Annotated in this window: 3 protein-coding genes; 1 reads left to right on the top strand and 2 read right to left on the bottom strand. The window is 60.9% G+C overall.

From position 1 onward, the window contains the following. Positions 1-838: [FeFe] hydrogenase H-cluster maturation GTPase HydF (hydF, locus tag QZ377_RS08810; protein WP_291440790.1), on the top strand; the 838-nt coding region annotated here is incomplete at its 5' end. Between the two features lie 110 nt (positions 839-948). On the opposite strand, the gene QZ377_RS08805 is transcribed toward hydF, so the two are convergent. Beyond that, positions 949-1797 (bottom strand): AMIN domain-containing protein, encoded by an 849-nt coding sequence (locus QZ377_RS08805; RefSeq protein ID WP_291440789.1) that lies wholly within the window; start codon positions 1795-1797, stop codon positions 949-951. A 43-nt stretch (positions 1798-1840) separates the two neighbouring features. Continuing rightward, positions 1841-2763: tetratricopeptide repeat protein (locus QZ377_RS08800; protein ID WP_291440788.1), on the bottom strand; the 923-nt coding region annotated here is incomplete at its 5' end.

Raw genomic sequence — 2763 nt, 5'->3', positions numbered from 1 at the left:
GGGCATGGCGCGTCCACAAGGCTTGCCTGACGAAGTGCCTTTCGTTTATGCCTCGGTGCGCAGCGGCCTGGGAATGGATGCTGTGCGCGCAGCCCTGGCGGCAGCAGCCCCGGAGGGGGCCCTGCGGCAGCCGCCCCTGGCAAGAGACCTGTTGCCGGACAAGGGGGTGCTTGTACTCGTGACGCCCATTGATTCCGGTGCACCTCGCGGCAGGCTGATTCTGCCGCAGGTTCAGACCATCCGGGACAGCCTGGACGGACGAAAGATATGCCTTGTTGTCACGGAGGCGGAATTGCCCGCCGCGCTGGATTGCCTGAAAAAAGCGCCCGATCTGGTCGTGTGTGATTCGCAGGTGGTGCATGCGGTTGACCGCCATGCGCCGGAATATATTCCCATGACGACCTTTTCCATTCTTATGGCCCGGCTCAAAGGGGACCTGACCTGCCTGGCCCAAGGGGCAGCCGCGCTGAAAAAACTCGTCCCCGGTGACAGCGTATTGATTCAGGAGGCCTGCTCCCATCATGCGCAGAAGGATGATATCGGCAGGGTCAAGCTGCCTCGCCTGCTGCAAGAAATGGCAGGCGGCGGCCTGCGTGTTTCCATTGCCGCAGGCAAGGATTTTTCAGGATACAGCGAGGATTGCAAGGTTGTCGTGCATTGCGGCGGCTGTGTTATTACACGCGGCCAGATGATGACACGCCTGCACGCTGCAACCCGCGCGGGGCTGCCCATAACCAATTATGGGGTGGCTATTTCTCTCGCCCAGGGGGTGCTGCCACGCGTGCTTGCGCCTTTTCCCGATGCGCTGCGCGCATATGAAGAGGCCTGCGGGTTGTGACAGACCGGCGTGCCGCTGAAACGGTGCGGGCGCATGCGCGGCCCGGAAACGTCAAGGCCCCGGACCTTTGTCCGGGGCCTTGATGTTGAAGCATCGGGAATACTGGGTGATTACTGGTCTACCCTGATATCCAGAGACATTTTGTCCTTTGAAAGAATGTAGCGTGTGTGTGCGGCTTTGCCGGAAAGGTCGATGACCACTCTTGTTTTATCTGCAAATTTGCCCAGGCGCACGTTGGTGACCAGAGGGTTTTTGGGAACCCCGGGAGCTTTGATCTGCCACTTGCCTTCAATGTCGATGACGAGCCGTTCCGGATTGTTCAGCGTCATGCTTTTGTATTCGATGGGCGCAGTGCCTACCAGGCGTATAGTGGCCCCTTTGTCGCGGGCAAAAACCACAAAGCGTGTAATCTCAAGTTTTTTAGGGGCAGGCTTTTCCGCCGTGGCCCGTTCCGGTATTTTTTTCTCGGCGGGCTGCGTCTTTTCAGGTGTGGCCGCCGGGGGCGTCTGTGTGGGCGCGGCACTCTTTGTTCCGGCTTCGGCCTGTGGGGAGACTGGTGTTTTGCCGGCGGTGCTGGAGGGCGCGGGGCTGTGCTTTACCGGTTCGGGCAGGGGGGCGCGCACTGTGGCGCTGTCAGCGGCGCGGGGCATTTCCGCATCCGGGCGGGACGCACGGTCGGGCGGCGTGAGGCTGTGTGCGGACTCCACAGGCAGAGGCGGCAGGTAGGGTTCTGCTGTGCCGCCGGAAGCCAGGGGCCGGCTGTCGGGGCCGGGCAGCAGAGCGCCGGGGTCTGCGTCCTGCACTTCAGGGAGTCCCGCGGCGGCATCAGCAGCCTGCGAGCCTATGGTTGTCTGCGTGATGGAGGGCTGCTCCGGTTTACGCAGCCTTTCGTTAAGCATGATGAGGGCCATGCCCAGTACACAGACGGCCAGAAGAAGACTTAATATTACTTTGTTCATGCCAAAAGGCTCCTGCCAAAACAAGTGTTGACCATCTGCTGTTTCATCGGCCGGGCGAAGCGCTTCGCCCCCGATTTTGCAGCTTTTCTTTGCGAATATATACAAGCATGCGAAAATACAAACTCTTGTCGCTGTTCATGCTCATGGCCGTGCGAATATGGGCGGCCGCATCGTCGTATTGCCCCAGCATACAGAGAATGCGGGCCAGATTAAAGTGGGCGTGATCATCCTCCGGGGCCAGCTCCACAACCTTGCGGCTGAACAGAAGGGCCAGATCCGGATGGGCGCTTTGCCGCAGCCTGACGCCGAAGTCTCTGAACATGTGCTTGTGAGCTGTGCAGATATTTTCTGTTGTTTCGGCAAGCTGTTCAAGCGCTTTCAATGCCCCCTGGCGCTCGCGCGGGCGCTTCAGGCGCAGCAGCGCCTGACGGAAGGTTTCGCGCAGCTTCGATTCTGTCATCTTGGCTTTGCGTGTGGCCTCGGGGTCGTAAACCCGGCTTACTGTCGGCGCGCCTGTATTTTGCAGCGTTGGGGGGGAGTGCGGGGTATCTTCTGCAACAGAAAGCTTGCCGCCCGTTGCCCTGGCCCGCGTTTTTTCAGTTTCGGCGCGCGCAAGCGCATCCAGGGCTGCCTCGGGAAAGGCTGTACCCTTCTGCTTCTGTAATAGGGGGGTCTGCTTTTCGGCGGTTCCGGGGCGTGGTGCTTCCTGCGGTACCGCAGGCCGTTGCGTGGCAGCGGCTTGCGCCTCAGGAGCAGCAGGAGAAGTTACGGAAGGCTTCGGGCTCGCAGCGGAAAGTTTTTGCGGTGCAGCAACAGGCGAAGAATCTGGCGGTACGGATTCCCGCCCGGCCGCCGTACCCGCCTCGCGTCCGTTTACAGGTACGTTCTGGGGGGCGGCCTGCCCGGCCGGTACCGCAGCCTGCCCAACCTGTTTCTGGGTGCTGCCTTGGGTTTCATCCTGTTCGG

It is taken from the genome of Desulfovibrio sp. (genome assembly GCF_019424165.1).
GTDB lineage: Bacteria > Desulfobacterota > Desulfovibrionia > Desulfovibrionales > Desulfovibrionaceae > Desulfovibrio.
This window is presented reverse-complemented; position numbering and strand designations above follow the sequence as displayed.

Excerpts from the sequence above, each read along its gene's own strand:
- QZ377_RS08805 (WP_291440789.1), bottom strand. The coding sequence starts at position 1,797 with ATGAACAAAGTAATATTAAGTCTTCTTCTGGCCGTCTGTGTACTGGGC.